The organism is uncultured Amnibacterium sp. (assembly GCF_964245895.1).
In the GTDB taxonomy this organism is placed as follows: Bacteria; Actinomycetota; Actinomycetes; order Actinomycetales; family Microbacteriaceae; genus Amnibacterium.
This window is the reverse complement of record NZ_CAXTOQ010000263.1, coordinates 1-2,420: the sequence shown is the minus strand read 5'-3', so window position 1 is coordinate 2,420 and position 2,420 is coordinate 1. Positions and strand designations below refer to the sequence as shown.

The following is a 2,420-nucleotide window of genomic DNA, read 5'->3' as shown; positions in this document are numbered from 1 at the left end:
TGAGCGCCGACCGGATGGCGTTGCGGATCACCTGCTCCTCGGAGGCGGAGAGCTCGCCGCCGTTGGCGGGACGCAACATGAAGCCGATGAGCTGGAACAGGAACTCGCGGTTCGGTGCGGTGTCGGGAAGCGAGAGCGGGTTGAAGCCGGTCGGCTCGCCCGGCACCAGCACCTCGTACTGCCCGCCCATGGCCCGGATGAAGATCTCGGCGCCACGGTCCTTGTCGACGAAGAGGAGCTTCGGTCGCGGCTCGACGCGCTGCGACTGAGCCGAGATGAAGGACAGGAACACGGTCTTGCCCGAACCCGAGGGCCCGACGACCGTGAAATTACCGAGGTCGCGGACGTGATGGTTGTAGTAGTAGGCGGTCTGCGAGGTCGTCTCGAACACCGAGATCGCCGGCCCCCAATGGTTCCCGGCCGGGCGCCCGCTCGGATAGTTGTGAAGCGACGTGAACCCGGCGAAATTCTTCGACGAGATCACAGCCTTGCGGGCGATGTAGGCGAAGTTGCCCGGCAGCTGCGCCCAGAAGGCCGGCTCGCAGTTCAGGTCCTCGCGGGTCCAGATCACGGAACGGTCGGTCAGCGCTGCACCGACCGAGGTGACGGCGGCCGCGACCTCGGCGAGGTCCCGGCCGAGGCACATCACCGACATGTGATGCTCGCCGTAGATCGCCTCTGAGGCGAGGAGCTCGTCGCGGGCCTCGTCCAGGTGCTCGGCCACCACCGACCCCGCCTCGTCCGACATGTCGACCTGGCGGGCGACGCGGTCGATCTGCTTCGCGGCCTCCGGCCGGTCGACGATCGCGAAGCTCTGGGTCGCGATGAACTCGTGCGGCACCCGCAGCAGGTTGTCGAAGGAGCCGGGTCCCGTCTGGGCCGGGTACTCGCGGATCGACACCATTGCGCCGAGGCGCGTGTCTTCGGGGCCGGCTCCCCGGATCTCGACCGCGTTGCGGCCGAAGAAGATGCGTTTCATCGACAGAGCGTCGGCAAGCGCCATGCGGGGCAGGTGCATCATGCGCGGTAGAGCGCCGTTGACGAGCTGGACCAGGAACTCGAGAGGCTCCGAAAACCAGACCCCCTCGCGCCGCACGACGCCGAGCTGCCGTGCCCCGTAGGCGGCGAGGTTCTCGCGGACCGCGGTCGCAGCGTCGCGGAGCTCGGTCAGGGCGGCCTGGACCGCCACGGACTCCCCCGCCTCGTCGGTGCGGCCGAGGACCTTGCCCAGCATGGCCTCGAACGTGCCGGCCTGGCCCTGCAGGGGCCGGCGCACGATGGTGACGTAGAGCTCGTTCACGAACATGCGCCGGCGCGACAGCGCCGCGTCGTAGCGCTCGTCGATCTCGCGGCAGAGCGCGTTGTCGAAGGTCGACGCGATGTAGGGCTGCACCTCGCGCCGGATGACGTGGCTCACGAGCGCGAAGCGGGAATTCGCGAGAGTGCGGACGATGTCGTTGCGGGCCAGCAGCCGCGAGTTGATCTCGCTGATGTCGGCGGTCTCGAAGGAATAGCCCTCGAGCTTCAGGACCGTCATCACGAGCCCGTCGCGCGTGCGGATCACGTGGTCGTCGACGTGGCGGGTGTAGGGGATGTGGGACGCGACCGGGCGCTCGCGCCGGGATACGGCTCCGAAGGTCAGCTCGTCGAGGAGCGCCCGCGCCACCACCGCGTCAGGCCGCGTAGCTGTCGGCCGCCCAGAAAGCGCGGGAGCGCGGCGGGCAGCGGGTGGAGCGCACGAACAGGATCTCGAAGATCCGGTCGTCGCGCAGCGTCATCACGTAGCCGAAGAGGTGCAGCGGGATCGCGACCAGCAGCATCAGGAGGTTGTGCGAGAGGAGGAAGCACACCGACGACGCGACGCCGTTGAACATGAAGTACATGTACGGCACTCCCATGAGAGTCGGGGCGCGGGTCAGCGCCTTCACCAGCGGCGTGATCAGCGGCTCCTCGAGGTCGAGGGCGTTCATCGGCCCACCCTTCCTTCTCCGACGCTCACTGGCCGACCGCCGACTGGAAGAACTGGACGATCTGGGCCGAGCCGAACACGAGCACGATCCCGAAGATGACGCTGCCGGCGATCCCCCAGGTGAGGCGGCCGGACCAGGCGAAGAACCCACAGGCGATGACCGCCAGCGTCGCGAGCGCGGTCGCGATCTGGCCGGTCAGCGCCTGGACGAGGGTGGTGAGCGTCGACTGGACCGGCTGGAGGGTGCCGCCGGCCTGGGCGAGAGCAGCACTCGTGCCCACGACCAGGATGGTAGCCGCGATCGGCAGCACGCGGCGGGTGGCGTTCGGCATCTCTCTCATCCTCTCACTCGACATGCATGACGAAGCCGCCGTCCCAGCGCGGGGCCGCGGCCTTGGTGTTCGGCAGGTTGGGGACGGTGACTGACGTTGCCGCCGCTCGACCCGGGTCG

At 68.7% G+C, this 2,420-nt stretch carries 2 protein-coding genes and 1 pseudogene; all 3 read right to left on the bottom strand.

Features of this window, described 5'->3' with window-relative positions; all coding sequences use genetic code 11:
* Positions 1 to 1,669, bottom strand: a pseudogene (locus ACFE60_RS18805) (hypothetical protein); the annotation flags it as partial.
* Between the two features lie 4 nt (positions 1,670 to 1,673).
* A complete protein-coding gene (locus ACFE60_RS18800; RefSeq protein ID WP_176002981.1) occupies positions 1,674 to 1,970 on the bottom strand; it encodes a VirB3 family type IV secretion system protein in 297 nt (98 codons plus the stop codon).
* Positions 1,971 to 1,995: 25 nt separating this feature from the next.
* Positions 1,996 to 2,301, bottom strand: coding sequence for a TrbC/VirB2 family protein (locus tag ACFE60_RS18795; protein WP_375390372.1), 306 nt, complete (start codon positions 2,299 to 2,301; stop codon positions 1,996 to 1,998).
* Positions 2,302 to 2,420: the final 119 nt, after the last annotated feature.